This window comes from Sphingobacterium sp. B29 (assembly GCF_001952815.1).
Classification (GTDB): domain Bacteria; phylum Bacteroidota; class Bacteroidia; order Sphingobacteriales; family Sphingobacteriaceae; genus Sphingobacterium; species Sphingobacterium siyangense.
Window position 1 is genome coordinate 294928 of the sequence record NZ_CP019158.1, and the last position, 20480, is coordinate 315407.

The window sequence follows — 20480 nt, forward strand, 5'->3', positions numbered from 1 at the left end:
GGTTAAAATTAGGCATATTTTTTTTATTCTGCTTTCGGTGCAGCATTGTTGTTATTACCTTTGTTTTTATTCCGATGGCGATTGAAGCGCTTTTTGGGTCTGTTATTAGATCCTTCTTTATTCTCTTTATTCGCGCTTGGAGCTCCAGCATCGGTCGAAATCTGAGGTTTAGTACTTTGTCTAGGTGTACTTTGTTCGGACTTCTCAGTTTTTTGTCCAGCCTTACTTTCAGGTTTGACAGTATTGCTTTTGGATTTTCTTTTTTTCTTTCTTTTATTCCGGTCATCAAGTCGAGTTAAGCTATCCTGTCCGACTACATTTTCGTAATCGTAATTGATATTTTTCTCTTCTCTGACTTCATCGTTATCTACTGCACTCGAAATTGCTTCCGGTTTGATCCCCTGCTTATTCATTTCGACAAACTCTTTGACTTGTTGAACGGGGATAGCGATCCAATTTTCGGCTCCAGGAAAAGAGAACCACATCATTTTTTTGAAGATATCGGTCTTTTGAAGATAAGCAATCCCTTTTAGGGTTTCGATGCGGTCGATATTATTCGGGATGTCTTTTAAAGCATCCATGTAACTATCTAATTCATAATTGAGACAGCATTTTAATTTTCCGCATTGTCCCGCTAGCTTTAACGTATTCAAAGAAAGATTTTGATAACGTGCTGCCGACGTGGACACTGTTTTGAAATCCGTTAACCAGGTTGAACAGCAGAGTTCGCGACCACAGGAGCCGATTCCACCGAGGCGGCTAGCTTCTTGTCGCATACCTATCTGGCGCATTTCAATGCGTATTCTGAAAGCTTCAGCCATTTTTTTGATAAGCTCACGGAAATCCACGCGGCCCTCAGCAGTGTAGTAGAAGGTAGCCTTGGTTTTATCACCCTGGTAGTCAACATCAGAAATCTTCATGGACAAACCCAGGTCCAAAGCCAGTTTACGTGCTTTGTGCATCGTTTCCCATTCGAGATCTTTTGCTGCGTTATACTTCTCTACATCCATTTCATTGGGCTTCCGATAGATTTTCTTAGTTACCGTTTCTGGAGTAACATTGTTCTTTTTTAATTGTAGTCTGACCAATTCACCCGTTAAGGAGACATGTCCGACATCATAGCCACCAGTAGAGGGTTCTACAACGACCATTTCCCCCATTTCAAGGTAGGTATTGTCTACATTAATAAAGAAATCTTTTCGTGATCCCTTGAATCGTACTTCGACGATATTAAATGGTTTATAGTTTGAAGGCATATCCATATCGGAAAGCCAGTCATATACATCTAATTTATTACATCCGCTAGTCATGCAAGAGCCATTGTTCTGACATCCTGCTGGTGTACCATTTGTCGTGGTAGTACCGCAACCTCCGCCGGATGAGCAACTGCCACATCCCATAGTTTTCTATATTATATATTGAGTTCCTTTCGGAAACGTTTTGTACTTGTATATTAATGTTAACTGCAAAGATAAATCTAAAAATAATATTTTGGGATTTGCATTTCTTTCTACAAAATAATGTGTTTCCTCAAATAGATTTATTGTTGCTTCAATTTGTTCAACGGTATAGTGTACGGCAAATTTTTGGACAAAATCCAATTCTTTGGCCGGTAAGAACACTAAGCTGGAAAGCCCTTCTTTGATTAATATAATTTGACGCATCATATTAATTGCATAAAAAAGAAAGCTTTTTTGGTTTTCTCGCCCCATTTTTGAGAGCTCTTCTTCCACTAAAGAGATCATATTGGTTCCCGCATCTGAAACAATGAAACGTAACCAATTGACTAAAATGCCAAAATGATTATTTGTTTGCGACTGGATTTGATTCATTGCTTCTTGTAGGTTTCCATCCGCAATAAAAGCAATTTCAGCCGATTCTTGATCCGAAAGTTGATGTACCGTTTTTAAGTATTGTGTTACCTCACTATGATCCAGTTTCTTTATTTTGACCAATTGCGTACGCGATATGATCGTATTTAATATTTTGTCCTGATTTTCTGCCACAAGAATAAAGAGCGTTTTTTCGGGTGGTTCTTCGATTAACTTTAACAACGCATTGCCTTGTGTGTCCAGGTATTCGGGAAGCCACATAATTAAAACCTTATATTCAGCTTCGAAGGATTTGAGGCTTAGTTTTTTGATGATACCATGCGCCTCTGCAATATTGATATTGACCTGTTTGTTGTCTGCATCCAATTGATTGCGCCAATATTCCAATCCCATGTACGGGTTGGATAAAAAAGATTTTCGCCAGCTGTCCGCATAATCGGATGCCGTATCTTCCTTATGTTTGGCTATGAAAGGATAGGACATGTGGAGATCGGGATGGATCAGCTTATTATATTTTCGACAAGAGGGGCATTCGCCACAACTATCGGTTGACTGTCGGTTTTCACAATTCAAAAACTGTGCATAAGCATAGGCTAATGCAAGGCTACCACAGCCCTCTGGACCAAGAAATAATTGCGCATGACTCACACGATTTTCATGAACCGTGCGAACTAAATGTTCTTTGATGTCTTTGTGCCCAATGATCTCTTTAAACTGCATACACTACTGCTATTATACAAATGTAATAAATATTGTGATTTATCGGGCCGAATTTGCTTTCTATACTTTTGGCGCTGTGCTTATTAATTGAAATACAATTGCTTATTTGAGCGATCGAAATCTCTTTATGTGGAAAGAAAGCGGCCTGTAAAACTGAAAAATATTGATTAATTTGTGTATTATTGCACATAATAATTAGTATTCAGGAAATGAGATTCATTGTATCAACATCAATTTTATTAAAGCAGTTACAAGCTATCAATGGCGCATCCAGTACAAGTACTGTTTTGCCTATCTTGGAAAACTTTCTTTTTGAAATAAAAGACAATAACTTGACTATTTCTGCTACGGATCTGCAAACAAGTATGGTTACTTCTTTACAGATCGAAGCAAAAGAAGAGGGAAGAGTAGCCATGCCTTCGAAGATTTTGATCGAGACGTTAAAAACCTTACCAGATCAGCCAGTAGCATTTTCAGTAGATATGAATACCTTGGCGATTGAGATCAGTGCAGGTGATGGAAAATATAAGTTGAGTGGAGAAAATGCCGACGATTTCCCTAAAATTCCCTCAATCGATAACGGGTCAGTTATTCAGATGCCAGCTCCTATTTTGTCAGAAGCGATCAGTAAAACGATCTTTGCTGTCAGTAACGACGAATTGAGACCGGCGATGTCTGGTGTTTTGGTGCAATTAGCTGAAAAGAATGTGACTTTTGTCTCTACCGATGCGCACAAGTTGGTGCGTTATTCGAGAACTGATATTGGTGCTGAAAAACCAGCATCCCTTATTTTGCCGAAAAAGGCACTTTCATTGCTCAAATCGTCGCTACCATCCGATGATATTACAGTATCGATAGAATATAATCAAACCAATGCGTTCTTTAGCTTTGGCAATATTAATTTGATCTGTCGTTTGATTGATGAACGTTACCCAGATTATGCTGCTGTAATCCCTCAAGTCAACCCTAACAAGTTAACTGTAGATCGATTATTGTTTTTAAATACCTTGAGACGGGTGGTGATTTTTGCTAATAAAACAACCCATCAGGTTCGTCTGAAGATCTCAGGAAGTGAATTGCATATCTCTGCAGAAGATTTAGATTTCTCTAATGAAGCGCATGAACGCTTATCCTGTCAATTTGAAGGGGATGATATGGAAATCGGTTTTAACGCCAAATTCCTCGTGGAGATGTTAAATAACTTAGAGAGTGAAGAAGTTGTTTTGGAGATGAGTACGCCAAATCGTGCCGGTTTATTGATTCCGGCCGTATCTGAAGATCATGAAGATATTTTGATGTTGGTGATGCCTGTTATGTTAAACAACGCTTAATCTTCGTCAGGGTTTGGAACTAATTACGCATCTTATAGACTTTATTCTCCATATTGATAAACATTTGGTTGAAATAGTCAATGATTATCAGACTTGGACGTACCTTATTCTGTTTCTTATTATTTTTGTAGAAACAGGAGTGGTTGTGATGCCTTTTTTACCAGGAGATTCTTTGTTGTTCGCAGCGGGCATGCTAGCCGCACAACCAAATGATCTTAACGTATGGTTGATGATTCTCATTTTATTGGTAGCCGCGGTTTCTGGGGATTCCTTAAACTATGCTATTGGTAAGAATTTTGGTATGCGCCTAACGAAATTTAAGCTCTTTGGTAAGCAGGTAGTCAAAGATGAGCAAATTGCCAAGACTCATTCTTTTTATGAGAAATATGGCAGTAAAACAATCGTTATCGCTCGATTTGTACCTATCGTACGTACCTTGGCGCCTTTCGTTGGGGGGATTGGAAAGATGAATTATGGCACCTTCATTACGTATAATGTCGTAGGGGCTGTCTTGTGGGTGGGTGGTATAACCCTCGCAGGATACTTTTTGGGAAATATTCCGATTATCAGAGATAATTTCTCGAAGGTCGTATTGATCATTATTTTTATATCGATATTGCCAATAATCTTCGAGCTTATTAAAGAAAAGATAAAAACTAAAAAGGGAATCCAATAAGATTCCCTTTTTTTATAGATCAAAAAAATGGAAATCATTTCACAGTTTATTGATTTTATAGTGCATATCGACCAGCATCTTTTGCAACTGATCAATAGTTATGAAAACTGGACTTATCTGATTTTGTTTTTAATCATCTTTGCGGAGACAGGACTTGTTTTTACCCCATTTCTTCCTGGTGATTCAGTTTTATTTGCCCTGGGTGCGATAATTGCCCGCCCCGATTGTCCGCTTTCTTTACCACTATTTATGGTCATCTTAGTTTTCGCCGCTATTTCCGGAGATTTCGTGAATTATGAAATAGGTAAATATGTTGGAATCCGTGTTTTTAAGCCAGGATCAAGGATATTTAAGCCGACTTACCTGCAAAAAACACAGGATTTTTATGCGAAACATGGAACGAGGACCATTATTTACGCGCGATTTGTGCCCATTGTTAGGACTTTTGCGCCATTTGTAGCCGGTATTGGTAAAATGCCGTACAGGATCTTTGGAACATATAATTTAGTTGGCGGTATATTATGGGTTTCATTGTTTATGCTTGCAGGTTATTTTTTTGGACAGCTGCCATTCTTTAAGCATAATTTCTCCCTTGTTATTCTGGCCGTTATCTTTATTAGCCTAATACCCATGCTTATACAGTTTCTGACTACAAATAGATCAAAAAAAGATTAAACGTTGCATACTAAATATGGTCTTTTAGGGTTAAAGGATTGATACGAAATATTCCTATTGAAAAAGTACAGGTACTGTGCCCAAATGTATTTTGGACGCGATAAAATTAAGTTAAGCTGGCAATATCATCTGGATATTTCGTAAGGTCATTGAAGAAGAGATTATTTACGTATGAACTATTTGATTTTAGCATTTACCCTGCTTTTTACACAGTCTATTTTTGCCCAACGTGTGGTTGTCGATCATGGTCAAGCCATCGAGGCCTATGAGCTATTGAACAAAATTCGTACAAATCCCGAAAAGTATAAGAAGGAACTTAAGCTTTTTAATCTGCAGAAGATTAAACGAACCAAACTCAATTGGAATAAACAATTGGCCGAGGTTGCGGTTTATCGTGCAAAAGATATGGCTAAACGTTCTTATTTTGACCATGTCTCACCTGAGGGCTATGGACCTAATTATTTCATTGACGAGGCAGGATATCAGCTTAATCCGGCATGGCTGTCAAAACGAAATGCAAACAATTTTGAGTCCATTGCGGCCAACCGATCCGGTGCTACCGCTGGCATTAAGGCCTTAATTATTGGAAAGGAAGCTCCGGGTTATCATCATCGTACCCATTTATTGGGCATGGATCAGTGGAACGCTTCGCTATATGATATTGGGATTGGTTATGTTGAATGCAAAGGTGCCAAACCTTATGAAAGTTACTTAGTAGTTATCATCGCTAAACACGATTGGTAAAATAAAAAGAAAGGTAATTTGGCGAGTATCAGCAATTAATCGATACAGTGTATTTAATTTTTACTGAAAAGTCATACCTTTGCATATGATAAAATCCATGACAGGATATGGCACAGCTTCCGCTGATAACGGTAAAGTTAAATATAGTGTCGAAATAAAGTCCTTAAATTCAAAATTCCTTGAATTAAATCTTCGTTTGCCCAAAGTTGTTTCGGACAAAGAATTAACCCTGCGTACTGAAAGTAGCAAACTTATTGAACGTGGTAAAGTTAACATGAATGTAACGGTTGAATACACGGATCAAACTGCGAAGGCGTCTTCCATTAATGCTGATTTACTCAAAAAATATTATAGTCAATTGCAGCAGATTGCTGTAGAACTCAACGATACGAATGTCAACCTGTTTGAACTCGCATTAAATATGCCTGAGGTAATCACGAACAATGATGATTCGGTTGATGACGAGGAGTCTAAGGTATTGATGGATGCTTTTTATGATGCCGTCAAACGTTTTAATACATTTCGTGAAGATGAGGGAAATGTACTTGCTGGAGACTTAAAAAAGCGGGCTGAGCTTATTTTAGTTTACCTTGCTGAGGTAGAGGCTTTGGAAGTAGAACGTATACCTTTGATCAGACAGCGTATCGAGCAATTTTTGAATGATACGGTAGGTAAAGAAAATGTCGATCAAAATCGATTTGAGCAGGAACTTGTTTACTACATCGACAAATTGGATGTGACTGAGGAGAAAGTGAGATTGCGCGCCCATTGCAACTACTTTTTAAAAGCGTTTGATTCAGCCGATTCAAATGGTAAAAAATTAGGTTTTATTTCACAAGAAATGGGTAGAGAAATCAATACCCTTGGTTCTAAAGCCAATCATGCCGGAATCCAACAGATTGTGGTTAGAATGAAAGAAGAATTAGAAAAAATAAAAGAGCAATTGCTCAACGTATTATAAGGATGAGCGGTAAATTAATTATATTCTCGGCCCCGTCAGGAGCGGGTAAAACAACAATAGTAAGAGATCTTTTAAGTAAACATGGCGATAAAATAGAGTTTTCCATTTCTGCGAGTACCCGTGACCCTAGAGGACAGGAAGTAGACGGAAAAGATTATTATTTTATGTCAAAGGAGGAGTTCCTACATAAGGTCGCTAAACAGGAGTTCATCGAGTTTGAAGAAGTATATTCAGGAACATTTTACGGTACTTTGCGTTCAGAAATTGAACGTATTTGGAAAGAAGGTAAACATGTTATATTTGATATCGATGTGGTTGGTGGACTACGTTTGAAATCAAAATTCCCAGAACAGGCAATTTCTATTTTCGTACAGCCACCATCATTGGAGGTGCTTAAGGAGCGTTTGACAGGACGTGGAACGGATTCAGAAGAAAAATTGAAGGAACGTTTTGCCAAAGCTGAACTGGAACTTACCTATGCCAATAAATTTGATGTCATATTGAATAACTTTGATTTAGCTACTGCATGTGCCGAAGCTGAAGAAATTGTTATGGGATTTATCAATAAATAAGTCCATGCGAAAAATTGGTCTGTATTTTGGTTCTTTTAATCCGGTGCACATAGGACACCTGATCATCGCTAATTATATGGCCAGTTTCACTGAATTGGATGAAGTTTGGTTTGTGGTCTCTCCTCAAAATCCATTTAAGAAGAAATCTACATTGGCAGATCCCTATGATCGTCTGGAGATGTTAAATCTGGCTTTGGAGGGTGCTGAACACCTGCGGGTAACAGATATTGAATTCCATTTACCAATACCGTCATATACGATAGATACGCTCACCCATTTAAAAGCAAAATATCCCAATCGTGAATTTGTGCTCCTTATGGGAGAAGATAGTTTGGAATCTTTGGAAAAATGGAAAAATGCGGATATTATCTTACGCGACTACCAGATTTATGTCTATCCACGTCCTGGATATGATGGTGGAAAGCTTAAGGATCATCCTTCAATCACCATCACAGCTACACCATTGATGGAATTGTCTTCTACTTTTTTGCGAAAGGCAATCAAGGAAAATAAAAATATTCAATTTTTTGTACCGCAAAAGGTGATAGAGTTTATCGATAAGAAAGGTTTATATTCTTGATATAGACAAAAGTAAAAGAAATATAGTATCCCTGGGTTTTATTAAATCCGGGGATTTTTGTTAGGAGCAGAGGGTATTCATTACAAAAAGGAATTATTGTATTTAGAAATCATTGCAATTCGGAAAAGGCGGATCGGGGCGAAAGGAAGTTCTATATAATAAAGAAGGAATAATTTTTGTAGCAGTAATTTCTTTATTTTTAAAAGATATTAAATCATACGATATGAAAAGGGGACTTTTATTTTTTATTTCTTTCCTGTGTTGGGTAGGTGTTTTTGCACAAACGAATCCGGAGGATGACGAGAGTCTTTTTATGGATCCTGCTGCTATCGAAGAGCGGAACAAAATGACCATCCCGCCCTATGGTTTGGACAAAGTAAAGGCGTTAATCGCAAAAATAATCCCCGAAGAAGATAAAGAAACGACCGATGCTGGAACAAATGCAATTTTGGCTACTGATTTTAAAAAGCTATCCCTGCGCGAAAAGTTTACCTATACCATGATTCACGCAGAACTATATGCGCAGAATTGCGCTATACCTGAATACCAAACGCAGATCGACAAAAAAATCTTTGGTACCTTATTGGACGGTTTTAATGAGTCGTCCTGGTCGCAAAGACAGACCGATTTTTTGCAGGAGAATAGGGATTCAGTAATCAAACTTATCCAGGAATCTGTTATCCGAAGCAAACGGATGGGGGTAAATTATAAGCATGCCCTAGTGGAACTAAACGGTTGGCAAATGATTCCTTTTATTATTGATTATGCCAAGAAGACACCGAAAGACAAAGATGCGCTGACCTTATTGATGTTGCTGATGAAACGTGGTGAATATAGTGAATTTATAAAGTCTACGTCTTTTAAAAAGTTATATGGAGAAAATAGCAATTATTACTCCTATCTAAATTACAATAAAGAAAATGAGGCGCTGATATTTAGCCGGGCGCTTAAATATTACGATGAGAAAAAAAGCAAGTAGTGCAGTTGGATTTTTAGTATTCGAAACTTCAAATTTGTATTATAACAAACGGCAAGGAGAATGAGGAAATTACTCTATTTGATAGGATTGATTGTTTTACATCTCCAATGTGAAGCCCAAGCTGGAAACTATATCCAGATTCCGGCCGGAGACTATCATTTGGGTGATACAGGTAGCCTAGATAATCCCAAAAGAGTTGTAAAAGTTGAATCGTTTTGGATCGCTAAGTTTGAGCTAACGAATGCTGAATTTGAGAAATTTGTTCAAGCAACAGGCTATAAAACATTAGCAGAACGGTATCACAACGCCATGGTCTTTGAGCCTGGATTGGCGGAGTTTCGTTGGCTACAGGATAGTACAGCCTATTGGCGCTTTCCGAATGGTATAAGTCGTGGCGGCATTGAGGCTAAGATGGATCATCCTGTTACCTGCATTTCCTATAAGGATGTGCTAGCATATTGTACATGGGCAAACTGTAGATTGCCCTCTTTTGACGAATGGGAGGTGGCGGCAAGAGCGGGTAGCGAAGGTTATTATTTTGAAGGTTTCAGTAAGGAGAATATGGGTGAATATGCAAATGTATGGCATGGTAGAGATCATTTGAAAGCGGATTATTCCGATGGCTATCTGTATACTTCTCCTGTCGGAAAATTCAAACCCAATCCATGGGGGCTTTATGACATCTTTGGAAATGTCTTTGAATTTTGTACCGGAAAGCTTGAAAGAGATGGTGATCGCTCTATTGTCCATGCCCGAGGAGGCTCCTGGTGGTGTAGTAAAAATAGCTGTGCTGCTTTTAATACAGTCTATATAGGTTCAGTTAGTCCCAATGCATCTTTTAGTAATCTGGGATTTAGAATTGTAAAAAAAGTCTTTACCCCTTCGGATAAAGACTCTTAAAACAAATTCATCGTAAAGGTTGATTGTTATCTTCCCATCCAGCCACCATCCACTGTAAGGATGGTTCCATGTACATAGTCAGACGCTTTTGAAGCGAGGAATACAGCTGGCCCCTTAAAATCTTCTGGAGTTCCCCAGCGACCTGCAGGTATACGGTCCAAAATGGATTTAGAGCGTTCAGGGTCGTCCCTAAGTGCCTCGGTATTATCCGTGGCAATATATCCTGGAGCAAATCCGTTTACGTTGACACCTTTGGAAGCCCACTCATTCGCAAAAGCCTTTACTAAAGATCCTACAGCACCTTTTGAAGCGGCATATCCCGGAACATTGATGCCACCTTGGAAAGTTAACAAAGATGCTGTAAATACGATCTTTCCAGTTCCACGTGAAATCATGTCCTTTCCAATTTCACGTGTTAATATAAATTGCGCATTTTGATTGATCTCGATAATTTCATCCCAATATTCATCTGGATGCTCGGCAGCAGGTTTACGAAGGATATTTCCAGCATTGTTAAACAGGATGTCAATCGTCGGATGCGCTGATTTTACTTTTTCGATAAATTTGTAAAGTTCTGTCCGTTTAGAGAAATCACACTGATAGGCATAGAAATTTTTGCCTAATGCTTTTACGGATTTTTCTACTGCAGAGCCTTCAGTTTCCAATGACGCTGAAACGCCGATAATATCTGCTCCGGCTTCAGCCAATGCTTCGGCAATTGCCTTGCCAATTCCTCTTTTGCAGCCTGTTACCAAGGCTACTTTCCCACTTAAGTCAAAAGATTGCAGTATGGACATTATTTTGAATATTTTATTGTTAACGGTTGATCTAAATTATTTTTAAATGTTTTTAAATAAGACTGCCATTGCTCAAAACTACCTATTTTACCCGCTTTATTGAATGCAGCCCCCGCAAAATAAACCAGTGGTTTATCATTTTTGACGGTGGTTGCCAGTAAAAATTGTTTTGGACTATCTTTGAATACATATTTTACTTTTGGTAGGATAACCGCAGTTCCAGTAATTTTATCTCCTTCTGCAGGTTCCCAATACGCTAAAATGCCATTCTTTACATCATTTAGAATTTGAGGTTTTTCCTCTTTTCTTTTAGCGATCCCCACAACAATTGGCGTAGAGGCAGAGGTTGCGTTTTTGATAGAATAGCTTATTTTGTTCAATTGACTCCCAGCATCTAGGGAAATGGTCTTTTCAACCTGTAGCTGCTGACCCTTTACATTCTCCGGTTCATAGATAAGTTTGAATGTGGAGCGTAGCGGACCGTTGTCCAATACCTCGTATTGGCGATAATGCTTATGGTAAACAACCTGTTCGTCAATAAAGGGGGTTGCATCACCAACACCTAAGGTTTGTCCGACGGAATAATAATCTAATCCTTTGCCATGATCGGCATGATAATCCCCGGTTTTATACCATTCGTCAACAACAAGGTCATTGCTACGTTTTGCCCAGAAGTCAAAACCCTGTGCGTCCTCAGAGCTACCTTCTAAAGCCTTTCCATAGGCTCTAAACGCTGCAATATCGTTTTCCCATGCAAAGTCATCTTTGCGTTCAGGGACGTATCTTGCATAGGTCTTGGAAGCAATAGTTGTGGGTTTATTCCCATTTACCCCGAAGGTTGTTGAACTTTTAGGAGCAACGGTTATTTGGATTAAAATATTTTGTGCCGTCGGTTTTCCTAGTTTTTCAAGTTGATAGGCGAGTTCCTTTTTGTCCTTATCCACAATCGTAAATACACTGTTTTTCAGGTCGAAGTGTTTCTCGAATGTTGTATAAGGGATGCTGATCAACTCTGTTCTTGCGCTAGCGGAAGAGTTGTTTACAGTAATGGTTTTGTTGTTCTGCGCAAAAGCAAGTGTTGAAAGTCCTAGCGCTAAACTCAATACGAGTGTTTTTTTCATATTACTTCAATTCTGTGATGGCACATTTGTCCATATCGTCATAATCTAAATTTTCACCCGCCATTCCCCATATAAAGGTATAATTGGAAGTTCCAGCTCCGGAGTGAATTGACCATGGTGGAGAAATTACAGCCTGATCGTTGTGCATCCAAATATGGCGGGTCTCATCGATGGGTCCCATAAAATGTGATACCGCCTGTCCCTCTGGTAATTCAAAATAGAAATAGACTTCCATACGACGATCGTGGGTATGGGATGGCATTGTATTCCATACAGAGCCCGGTTTTAACTCGGTCATTCCCATCTGTAATTGGCAGGTTTGTACCACTTTGTTCAATAACATCTGGTTTATCGTACGGTGGTTAGCTGTTTCCAATGAACCCAATTCTATTTTATTTGCATCTTCTTTCGTTACCTTTTTAGTTGGGTAGCTGCAATGTGCAGGTGTAGAGTTTAAATAGAATTTTGCGGGCTGTGCGGCGTCCTTGCTTGAAAAATAAACCTCTTGAGCACCCTGGCCGATATAAAGGGCTTCTTTGGTATTGAGATCATAGGTAATGCCGTCAACTTCAACTTGACCGTTCCCACCGACATTGATAATACCCAACTCTCTTCTAGAAAGGAAGTAAGGTTCTTTTAATAATGCGGGAATGGTATCTAATTTGATTTTTGAGCTTACAGGCATTGCTCCACCAGCCATATAGCGATCATAGTGGGTATAGACAAAATTAATTCTGTCTTCTTCAAAAACTGTTTCAATTAGAAAATTTTCCCTTAACCCTTGTGTATCTAAAGTTTTGTATTCCTTTGGCCCTATTGCATAACGGGATTCAAAATTAATGCTCATAACTGAATTATTATCTTTGTTTGTCTGTTTGAATGCTAAATTTAGGGCTAATATTTGTCAATAACGACACAATCTTACGCAAACGATGTCGTAGTGATCGGTGGTAAATCATACCCCTACCAAATTATATCTAATAACAATATTTAACCAATGTTTAGACAGTGATTAATCATTATTTATTCAGTCGTTACTGAGCAAGCACTGAACAAGCACTGAACGAGCACTGAACAAGCACTGTTAAAACATATAACTTGGTTACCATCTCATCTTTGTTTGCTGCGCTTAAACTCAGCGCTCCCTTGCAGCTTCCCTGTGTTCGTTTGAACTCCTGTTTCCACAGTCGCTTATGCTGTTTGCCATGTCCTAATGAGCGACCTTTACAGATAATAATTGCCTGTTGTGTCAATATTATTTACATCTCGGTTTCAGATTTACTAACTTCGTATATGGTTAAAAAGAAATACCCGATTCTAAAAGCATAAACACAGATGGAGAGAACTGGAGATTCCTGATGACCTTTAAAAAAGAAATTATTTACATATGAAACCCAATATTTTAGTTGTTAATGACGACGGTATCACAGCGCCGGGGATTAAGGTGCTATTGGAGGAGATGCAGAAAATCGGAAATGTAGTTGTCGTTGCTCCTGATTCGGCGCAATCTGGAATGGGGCATGCCATTACACTTGGTAGACCGTTACGTTTGGATAAAATCAATTTATATGAAGGGGTTGAAATGTATCAGTGTTCAGGAACACCGGTAGATTGTGTGAAACTTGCGGTGAATAAAGTTTTTAAAGGGCAAAAGCCAGATATATGCGTCTCGGGAATCAATCATGGGCTCAACAATTCAATCAATGTTTTGTATTCCGGTACGATGTCTGCTGCGGTAGAAGGGGCTATTGAAGGGATTCCTTCTGTTGGTTTTTCGCTCGATAACTTTTCTCATGATGCGGATTTTAGCTATTGCAGACCTTACGTGATTTCTATTGCCGAGCAGGTGCTGGCGAATGGTCTTCCTAAAAATACATTGCTGAATGTTAATTTTCCGCAAACAGCAGGTTTTAAAGGGATTAAAATTTGTAGACAGGCTGGAGGACATTGGGTAGAAGAATTTGATGAACGCATTGATCCACACAATCGCGATTATTATTGGACAACGGGTAAATTTGTCTTGCAGGACAGGGGGGAAGATACCGATAGTTTTGCATTGGCCAATGGTTATGTATCTGTCGTTCCGACACAGTTCGATATGACGGCACATCACGCTATCCCAGAATTGAATTCATGGAGCTTTGATCATCTGGGAAATACAAGGGGAGACGATAAACGTGAAAAATAATCTCTGGATAGGATTGGGTATCGGTACTGTATCTCCAGTATTGGCTCATATTTTAGTACGTTTTACGGATCTTGAACTTCATTTTTTACCCGAGAAACCCATGGCTATCTATACCATAGCCGTATTGGTTAATTTAGTGCTTTTACGTTTTGCGTATCGGTCGGGAAACGATCATCTCGGAAAAGGAATTATCGCCAGTACTTTTTTGGCAATGATACTTTACCTGATAACGCATAGAATTACGGTTTGATTAAAATTCATAAATCCCATCTGACGGATGGGGAAAAAATTTTGTACAACATGAAATTAACATTAGGATTTTCTCCATGTCCAAACGATACATTTATTTTTGATGCATTGATTCATCATAAGATAGATACCAAAGGACTGGATTTTGAGGTGGAATATCAAGATGTGGAGACCTTGAACTTGAAAGCTTTTCAAGGCGATCTTGACATCACCAAGCTGAGCTATCATGCCTTTGCCTACGCGGTTGAAGATTATGAACTGCTCGATGCAGGTAGTGCTTTAGGATTTGGTGTAGGGCCTATGCTGATTACGAAGGATCCGAAATTAGCGAAATTACTTCAGCAAAAATTAGAAAGAGCTGAAAGCCTAGAGGGATTCGATCAACTGAAAGTGGGTTATCCAGGAAAGTATACAACCGCTAACTTTTTATTAAGCTTGGCATTCCCCGAATTAAAAAATAAAGTTGAACTTGTTTTTTCGGATATTGAGGGAGCCTTACTTGATGGATCCATTGATTTGGGATTGATTATTCATGAAAATAGATTCACTTATGCTGAAAAAGGACTGCATAAAGTCGTAGATCTGGGGGAGTACTGGGAGAAGACGACAAAATTTCCGATTCCTCTTGGCGGAATTGTCGTAAAACGTAGTTTGCCACAAAAGGTGAAGGATACGTTGAATACAATTTTAAAGGAAAGTGTAGAATTCGCATTTGCCAATCCGAAATCTGGACTTGAATTTATTCGTGCGCATGCACAGGAAATGAGTGAAGAGGTGATGTACAAGCATATTGAACTTTATGTCAATAAATATTCAGTAGAGTTGGGGCATGAAGGACGTGATGCGATTACGAAGATGTTTGAAAAGGCTCAGGAACTGGGATTCATTCCGCAATCAGACCAAAAGCTGTTTTTATCATAATCAGCTGACGGATTAGAGGCATATATTACCCAGAAAAACTTCACGTAAAGGTGGCGTAAAAAGGGATAAATATATATGGGATTCTTGCTGGCTGAAAGGAACTGACATTTTCAATAAAAATAACGTAAAAAAAATGGATGTAAGCTGTTAGATATCATATCTAATAACTAAATTTGCCCGATTAGTGTCAAATTGTCTGCAATTTTACTTTGGAGTCATTATTGTACAAAATCTTAAGTTGAGATAGAAAAAAAATTATGTTAAAGTTTTTAAGTAAATTATTTGGAAGTAAATCCGAGAGAGATATCAAGGGAATTCAGCCTGTGGTAGACCAAATCAAAGCTGAATATGAGAAGCTTTCAAATCTAACCAATGACGAGTTACGTGCCAAGACCGTTGATTTCAAAGAAAGAATTAAAAATTACCTAGCAGATATTGACCAAGAAATTGATACGCTTAAAAAAGAAGCGGATCAAGACGAGGACGATATGGCAAAGAAAACTTCTATTTACGAGCAAGTGGACAAATTGTCCAAAGACCGTGACAAGAAGTTGGAAGAGGTATTGAAGGATATTTTACCGGAGGCATTTGCTGTGGTAAAAGAAACTTCAAGACGTTTGACAGAAAACGAAGAATTAGAAGTTACTGCCAACGATTTTGACAGAGAATTGGCTGTTTACAAATCAAACGTTATCATCAATGGTGATAAGGCGATTTGGAAAAACAAATGGATGGCTGCAGGTACTGAGGTCACTTGGAACATGGTACACTATGATGTCCAGTTAATCGGTGGTATTGTATTGCACAGCGGTAAAATTGCCGAGATGGCAACAGGTGAGGGTAAAACGTTGGTAGGAACATTACCGACCTATCTAAATGCTCTTTCTGGTCAAGGAGTACACATCGTAACGGTGAATGATTACCTTGCTCGTCGTGACTCGGAGTGGAATGCACCGTTATTTGAGTTCCATGGGCTATCTGTTGACTGTATCGATAAACATCAACCAAATTCCCCGCAACGTCGTAAGGCTTATCAATCGGATATCGTATATGGTACGAATAATGAGTTTGGCTTTGATTATCTACGTGATAATATGGTTCAGACTCCAGACGCATTGGTGCAAGGAAAATTACACTTTGCCATGGTCGATGAGGTTGACTCTGTATTGATTGATGATGCGCGTACACCACTAATTATCTCAGGTCCGATTCCTCGTGGCGATCAACACGAATTCTACCAATTAAAACCGCGTATCGAACGTTTGGTACATGTACAGAAAGCTTACATCAATACAGTCTTGAATGATGCTAAAAAAGCGCTGGCGGCAGGAGATTCTGATGTTGAAGGCGGAGGTTTAGCATTATTAAGAGCTTATCGAGGTTTACCTAAAAATAAAGCATTAATCAAGTTCTTAAGCGAAGGTGCTAATCGTTCTATCTTACAAAAAGTAGAAAACTACTATATGCAAGAGCAAAATAAAAATATGCCTAAAGTAGATGCAGAACTTTATTTTGTGATTGATGAAAAGAATAATCAAGTAGAATTGACAGAAAAAGGTATCGAGTTGATTACAGCAACAGGTGAAGATCCTTCATTCTTTATTTTACCGGATGTTGGTACTGAGATTGCCGAAATTGAAAAGTCTTCTTTGACTTTGGAAGAAAAGGCAGCTCAGAAAGAAGACATGCTGCGCGATTATTCAATTAAAGCAGAGCGTATTCACTCGATTAACCAGCTGTTAAAAGCATATACCTTGTTTGAAAATGATGTTGAATATATCGTTGATGAAGGTAAAGTGAAAATTGTTGATGAGCAAACAGGTCGTATCATGGATGGCCGTCGTTACTCAGATGGTTTGCACCAGGCGATCGAAGCAAAGGAGAATGTGAAAGTAGAAGATGCAACACAAACTTACGCAACGATTACACTGCAAAATTACTTCCGTATGTACCACAAGCTTTCGGGTATGACAGGTACAGCGTCGACAGAGGCCGGTGAACTTTGGGAAATTTACAAACTTGATGTGGTCGAAATTCCGACGAATCGTGTTGCACAACGCGATGACCGTCAGGATCTGATTTATCGTACGGCACGTGAAAAATACAACGCAGTAGCTGAAGAAATTCAACGATTGACAGATGCTGGACGTCCAGTATTGGTTGGTACGACATCGGTTGAAATTTCGGAGTTATTGAGCCGTATGCTTCAATTGCGTAAGATTAAACATAATGTATTAAATGCGAAGTTACACCAAAAAGAAGCTGATATCGTAGCTGAAGCTGGACGCCCAGGACAAGTAACCATCGCGACGAACATGGCTGGTCGTGGTACGGATATTAAATTGACCGAAGAAGTTAAAAATGCTGGCGGTCTTGCAATTATCGGTACCGAAAGACACGAATCTCGTCGTGTTGACCGTCAGTTACGTGGTCGTGCAGGTCGTCAGGGAGACCCAGGTTCTTCGCAATTCTTCGTTTCTTTGGAAGATAACTTGATGCGTTTATTTGCTTCAGAGAGAATCTCTAACATCATGGTGAAAATGGGTGTTGAAGAGGGGGAAGTGATGCAACATAGTATGTTGACTAAATCCATCGAACGTGCACAACGTAAAGTGGAGGAGAATAACTTTGGTATCCGTAAACGCCTATTGGAATACGATGATGTCATGAATTCACAACGTACTGTAATCTATTCGAAGCGTAAAAACGCTTTGTTTGGAGAACGTTTGGATGTGGATTTGAACAACATGATTTTTGATGTAGCCGAAGAAATTGTCGTTGAAGCAAAAGAGCAAGGTAACTATGAAGATTTCCAAATCGAAGTAATCCGTATTTTTGCGATTACACCAGAAATTACTGCGGAAGAATTTGCGCAAGGCAAAATTGAAGGCTTGACCGATCGTCTATTTGAGCATGCAATTAATGCTTACCACCATAAAATTGAAGCCGTTGGCGCTTTGACAGTTCCTGTATTGAATAATGTGTATGCGGAAAGAGGTCAAATTGTCGAAAATGTCGTTATTCCATTTACGGATGGTATCCGTGGCATTCAAGTTTCGGCGAATTTGAAAAAAGCGATCGAAAGCAATGGTAAAGAAGTTTTCAAATCTTTTGAAAAAGGAATCGTATTAGCATTAATCGACGAGGCTTGGAAAGAGCACTTGCGTGAAATGGATGATTTGAAACAATCCGTTCAAAATGCTGTTTATGAACAAAAGGATCCGATTATCATTTATAAAATGGAGGCATTTGATTTGTTTAAATCGATGTTGGCTTCCATGAATAAAGATGTCGTTAGCTTTATTTTCAAAGGAGAGATTCCAGGTCAAGAACCGACTTCTATGCAAGCGAGACAAGTACAGCAGGCGCCAGTGAAAACTGTTGAAAGCAAAGCTGAATTGGCTTCGCCTACAGGTGTGAGTGAAGAGGATGTGAATGAGGGTGCAAAAGAACCTGTTCGTAATGAGAATACTGTGGGACGCAATGACGAATGTCCTTGTGGTTCAGGAAAAAAATATAAAAATTGCCACGGCGCAAATAACTAATCGATAAGAAAGGTTAAACTATGCTGAAGAGAGGATTGATTTTCATACATGCACTTGTGTTGTTTGCGCTAGCTCAGGTGAACGCACAAGAAAAAGGTGGAGTAATTGTAACCAAAGATTCATTGATTACACAGCTTCAAAATTTCAGGGCAGCTATGGGGATCAATCCTGTCGAAAGCAAAACGACAGTAGTTCCTTCTAAACCCGTCGTCCGCTCAGCGGCAACGCGGGTCAAAGTAAGGGGATTCCGTGTACAGATCTTCGCTGGATCAAATCGGAATCAGGCATTTTCGGAGCAGACACGTTTCCGAAGCATGTATAAAGATATTGATACCTACATCACCTATGATGAACCCAATTATCGCGTTAAGGTAGGAGATTTTAGAAGTCGTTCAGAAGCAAATGCGTTCATGCGCGAGTTACGTCAATATTTTAGCAACGTCTTTGTTTTTTCAGAGAACGTTTTTGTATATCAATAAATCAATCAACCTTATGGCAAGTACGAAAGAAAAAGTCCTGGCCTTAGCTCATCAATATTTTGAAGATACGGTTTCCAATCGTAGACATCTTCATCAGAATCCTGAACTTTCCTTCGAAGAATACAATACCTCGGCATTTGTAAAAGCGCAATTGGATGAATTGGGAATTCCTTATGAGGCTAAAGCCGATACGGGTATTGTCGCTTTAATCAAAGGTGACCTACCATCAGATGAAGTTATTGCGTTACGCGCAGATATGGATGCTTTACCAATCCAAGAAGTGGAGGGCCGTTCATATGGGTCCAAGAATCCTGGAGTGATGCATGCCTGTGGCCATGATGTACATACCTCTTCTCTTTTGGGGACAGCTAAAATATTGAATAGCCTGAAAGCCGAATTTGGAGGAACGATCAAATTGATCTTCCAGCCCGGTGAGGAGCGCTTGCCAGGAGGAGCTTCCTTAATGATCAAAGAGGGCGCTTTGCAAAACCCGGCTCCTTCGGCCATAATAGGCCAGCATGTGATGCCTTTTATCGAGGTGGGTAAGGTTGGTTTCCGAGAGGGAAAATACATGGCCTCCTGCGATGAACTGTTTATGACAGTCAAAGGCAGGGGCGGGCATGGTGCACATCCGCATCAAAATATTGATCCAATTGTTATTACAGCACAGATCATTACCGCTTTGCAACAGATCGCTAGTCGATTTGCAGACCCACGTACCCCAACGGTTTTATCTTTTGGAAAGATTATTGCCAATGGAGCGACAAATATTATTCCTGATCAAGTATATCTGGAAGGTACATTTCGCACATTTGACGAGGAGTGGCGTGCTGAGGCGCATGAAAGAATGGTGAAAATTGCTGTCGGCATTGCTGAAAGTATGGGGGCAATTTGTGAATTTGAGGTCCGTAAGGGATATCCTTTTTTAATAAACGAACCTCAATTGACTAAAAATGCACGCACTTTTGCAGAAGAATATCTTGGTAAGGAAAATGTTGTAGACTTAGATCTATGGCCTGCCGCGGAGGATTTTTCCTATTATTCGCAAGAAATTAATGCTTGTTTCTATCGTTTGGGTACAGGTAATGCGGCACGAGGAATTTCTTCAGCTGTTCATACGCCTACCTTTGATGTGGACGAAAGCTCGTTGGAGATCAGTACGGGATTGATGGCATACATTACCTTGCGTAGGCTCGGTTATTAAATAGAA

20 protein-coding genes are annotated in these 20480 nt (G+C 39.3%); 15 read left to right on the forward strand and 5 right to left on the reverse strand.

Translation table 11 applies throughout. From position 1 onward, the window contains the following. Positions 1 to 23 precede the first annotated feature (23 nt). Both BV902_RS01305 and BV902_RS01310 read right to left on the reverse strand, forming a co-directional pair. A complete protein-coding gene (locus BV902_RS01305) occupies positions 24 to 1400 on the reverse strand; it encodes a PSP1 domain-containing protein (RefSeq protein ID WP_172840624.1) in 1377 nt (458 codons plus the stop codon). A 6-nt stretch (positions 1401 to 1406) separates the two neighbouring features. Beyond that, positions 1407 to 2552: a DNA polymerase III subunit gene (locus tag BV902_RS01310; RefSeq protein WP_075990434.1), complete on the reverse strand. Its 1146-nt coding sequence runs from the start codon at positions 2550 to 2552 to the stop codon at positions 1407 to 1409. 209 nt (positions 2553 to 2761) lie between these two features. Between BV902_RS01310 and dnaN the strand changes: the two genes are divergently transcribed. From dnaN to BV902_RS01355, 9 genes are all read left to right on the forward strand, one after another. Beyond that, positions 2762 to 3883, forward strand: coding sequence for a DNA polymerase III subunit beta (dnaN, locus tag BV902_RS01315; RefSeq protein WP_046672565.1), 1122 nt, complete (start codon positions 2762 to 2764; stop codon positions 3881 to 3883). Between the two features lie 13 nt (positions 3884 to 3896). Then, positions 3897 to 4559 (forward strand): DedA family protein, encoded by a 663-nt coding sequence (locus BV902_RS01320; RefSeq protein ID WP_075990435.1) that lies wholly within the window; start codon positions 3897 to 3899, stop codon positions 4557 to 4559. A 27-nt stretch (positions 4560 to 4586) separates the two neighbouring features. After that, complete coding sequence (locus BV902_RS01325) at positions 4587 to 5234, forward strand: DedA family protein (RefSeq protein WP_075990436.1); 648 nt, start codon at positions 4587 to 4589, stop codon at positions 5232 to 5234. A gap of 171 nt (positions 5235 to 5405) precedes the next feature. Beyond that, positions 5406 to 5978: a CAP domain-containing protein gene (locus BV902_RS01330; RefSeq protein ID WP_075990437.1), complete on the forward strand. Its 573-nt coding sequence runs from the start codon at positions 5406 to 5408 to the stop codon at positions 5976 to 5978. An 85-nt stretch (positions 5979 to 6063) separates the two neighbouring features. Beyond that, complete coding sequence (locus BV902_RS01335; protein ID WP_083663423.1) at positions 6064 to 6939, forward strand: YicC/YloC family endoribonuclease; 876 nt, start codon at positions 6064 to 6066, stop codon at positions 6937 to 6939. A gap of 2 nt (positions 6940 to 6941) precedes the next feature. Then, positions 6942 to 7511: a guanylate kinase gene (gmk, locus tag BV902_RS01340; protein WP_075990439.1), complete on the forward strand. Its 570-nt coding sequence runs from the start codon at positions 6942 to 6944 to the stop codon at positions 7509 to 7511. Positions 7512 to 7515: 4 nt separating this feature from the next. Beyond that, on the forward strand, positions 7516 to 8091 hold the full coding sequence (gene nadD, locus BV902_RS01345) for a nicotinate (nicotinamide) nucleotide adenylyltransferase (RefSeq protein ID WP_075990440.1): 576 nt from the start codon (positions 7516 to 7518) through the stop codon (positions 8089 to 8091). A 223-nt stretch (positions 8092 to 8314) separates the two neighbouring features. Next, on the forward strand, positions 8315 to 9070 hold the full coding sequence (locus tag BV902_RS01350) for a hypothetical protein (protein ID WP_157625822.1): 756 nt from the start codon (positions 8315 to 8317) through the stop codon (positions 9068 to 9070). A gap of 60 nt (positions 9071 to 9130) precedes the next feature. Then, positions 9131 to 9970, forward strand: a complete 840-nt coding sequence (locus BV902_RS01355) for a formylglycine-generating enzyme family protein (RefSeq protein ID WP_083663424.1) — start codon at positions 9131 to 9133, stop codon at positions 9968 to 9970. A gap of 26 nt (positions 9971 to 9996) precedes the next feature. Here BV902_RS01355 and BV902_RS01360 read toward each other — a convergent pair whose 3' ends face one another. The 3 genes from BV902_RS01360 to kduI are packed head-to-tail and all read right to left on the reverse strand — an operon-like array spanning position 9997 to position 12735. Continuing rightward, a complete protein-coding gene (locus BV902_RS01360; RefSeq protein WP_172840746.1) occupies positions 9997 to 10761 on the reverse strand; it encodes an SDR family oxidoreductase in 765 nt (254 codons plus the stop codon). Positions 10762 to 10766: 5 nt separating this feature from the next. Next, positions 10767 to 11888, reverse strand: coding sequence for a DUF4861 family protein (locus BV902_RS01365; protein WP_075990443.1), 1122 nt, complete (start codon positions 11886 to 11888; stop codon positions 10767 to 10769). A gap of 1 nt (position 11889) precedes the next feature. Then, the gene (gene kduI, locus BV902_RS01370; RefSeq protein WP_075990444.1) at positions 11890 to 12735 is read right to left on the reverse strand and encodes a 5-dehydro-4-deoxy-D-glucuronate isomerase; all 846 of its coding nucleotides are present in this window, start codon (positions 12733 to 12735) and stop codon (positions 11890 to 11892) included. 540 nt (positions 12736 to 13275) lie between these two features. On the opposite strand from kduI, the gene surE reads away from it, so the two are divergent. The 6 genes from surE (at position 13276) to BV902_RS01400 (ending at position 20474) form a co-directional block, all read left to right on the forward strand. After that, positions 13276 to 14076: a 5'/3'-nucleotidase SurE gene (gene surE / locus BV902_RS01375; RefSeq protein ID WP_075990445.1), complete on the forward strand. Its 801-nt coding sequence runs from the start codon at positions 13276 to 13278 to the stop codon at positions 14074 to 14076. After that, complete coding sequence (locus BV902_RS01380; RefSeq protein ID WP_075990446.1) at positions 14066 to 14326, forward strand: hypothetical protein; 261 nt, start codon at positions 14066 to 14068, stop codon at positions 14324 to 14326. The genes surE and BV902_RS01380 overlap by 11 nt, the downstream gene beginning before the upstream one ends. Before the next feature lie 50 nt (positions 14327 to 14376). Beyond that, complete coding sequence (locus BV902_RS01385; RefSeq protein ID WP_075994567.1) at positions 14377 to 15246, forward strand: menaquinone biosynthesis family protein; 870 nt, start codon at positions 14377 to 14379, stop codon at positions 15244 to 15246. A 257-nt stretch (positions 15247 to 15503) separates the two neighbouring features. Continuing rightward, the gene (secA, locus tag BV902_RS01390; RefSeq protein WP_075990447.1) at positions 15504 to 18791 is read left to right on the forward strand and encodes a preprotein translocase subunit SecA; all 3288 of its coding nucleotides are present in this window, start codon (positions 15504 to 15506) and stop codon (positions 18789 to 18791) included. A gap of 20 nt (positions 18792 to 18811) precedes the next feature. Continuing rightward, positions 18812 to 19270, forward strand: a complete 459-nt coding sequence (locus tag BV902_RS01395) for an SPOR domain-containing protein (protein WP_075990448.1) — start codon at positions 18812 to 18814, stop codon at positions 19268 to 19270. Between the two features lie 13 nt (positions 19271 to 19283). Continuing rightward, positions 19284 to 20474 carry a M20 metallopeptidase family protein gene (locus BV902_RS01400; protein WP_075994568.1) on the forward strand — a complete coding sequence of 397 codons (1191 nt, stop codon included), beginning with the start codon at positions 19284 to 19286 and terminating at the stop codon, positions 20472 to 20474. The last annotated feature ends 6 nt before the right edge of the window (positions 20475 to 20480 follow it).

Excerpts from the sequence above, each read along its gene's own strand:
- BV902_RS01305 (WP_172840624.1), bottom strand. The coding sequence starts at position 1,400 with ATGGGATGTGGCAGTTGCTCATCCGGCGGAGGTTGCGGTACTACCACG.
- BV902_RS01310 (WP_075990434.1), bottom strand. The coding sequence starts at position 2,552 with ATGCAGTTTAAAGAGATCATTGGGCACAAAGACATCAAAGAACATTTA.
- dnaN (WP_046672565.1), top strand. The coding sequence starts at position 2,762 with ATGAGATTCATTGTATCAACATCAATTTTATTAAAGCAGTTACAAGCT.
- BV902_RS01325 (WP_075990436.1), top strand. The coding sequence starts at position 4,587 with ATGGAAATCATTTCACAGTTTATTGATTTTATAGTGCATATCGACCAG.
- BV902_RS01330 (WP_075990437.1), top strand. The coding sequence starts at position 5,406 with ATGAACTATTTGATTTTAGCATTTACCCTGCTTTTTACACAGTCTATT.
- BV902_RS01335 (WP_083663423.1), top strand. The coding sequence starts at position 6,064 with ATGATAAAATCCATGACAGGATATGGCACAGCTTCCGCTGATAACGGT.
- gmk (WP_075990439.1), top strand. The coding sequence starts at position 6,942 with ATGAGCGGTAAATTAATTATATTCTCGGCCCCGTCAGGAGCGGGTAAA.
- nadD (WP_075990440.1), top strand. The coding sequence starts at position 7,516 with ATGCGAAAAATTGGTCTGTATTTTGGTTCTTTTAATCCGGTGCACATA.
- BV902_RS01350 (WP_157625822.1), top strand. The coding sequence starts at position 8,315 with ATGAAAAGGGGACTTTTATTTTTTATTTCTTTCCTGTGTTGGGTAGGT.
- BV902_RS01355 (WP_083663424.1), top strand. The coding sequence starts at position 9,131 with ATGAGGAAATTACTCTATTTGATAGGATTGATTGTTTTACATCTCCAA.
- BV902_RS01365 (WP_075990443.1), bottom strand. The coding sequence starts at position 11,888 with ATGAAAAAAACACTCGTATTGAGTTTAGCGCTAGGACTTTCAACACTT.
- kduI (WP_075990444.1), bottom strand. The coding sequence starts at position 12,735 with ATGAGCATTAATTTTGAATCCCGTTATGCAATAGGGCCAAAGGAATAC.
- surE (WP_075990445.1), top strand. The coding sequence starts at position 13,276 with ATGAAACCCAATATTTTAGTTGTTAATGACGACGGTATCACAGCGCCG.
- BV902_RS01385 (WP_075994567.1), top strand. The coding sequence starts at position 14,377 with ATGAAATTAACATTAGGATTTTCTCCATGTCCAAACGATACATTTATT.
- secA (WP_075990447.1), top strand. The coding sequence starts at position 15,504 with ATGTTAAAGTTTTTAAGTAAATTATTTGGAAGTAAATCCGAGAGAGAT.
- BV902_RS01395 (WP_075990448.1), top strand. The coding sequence starts at position 18,812 with ATGCTGAAGAGAGGATTGATTTTCATACATGCACTTGTGTTGTTTGCG.
- BV902_RS01400 (WP_075994568.1), top strand. The coding sequence starts at position 19,284 with ATGGCAAGTACGAAAGAAAAAGTCCTGGCCTTAGCTCATCAATATTTT.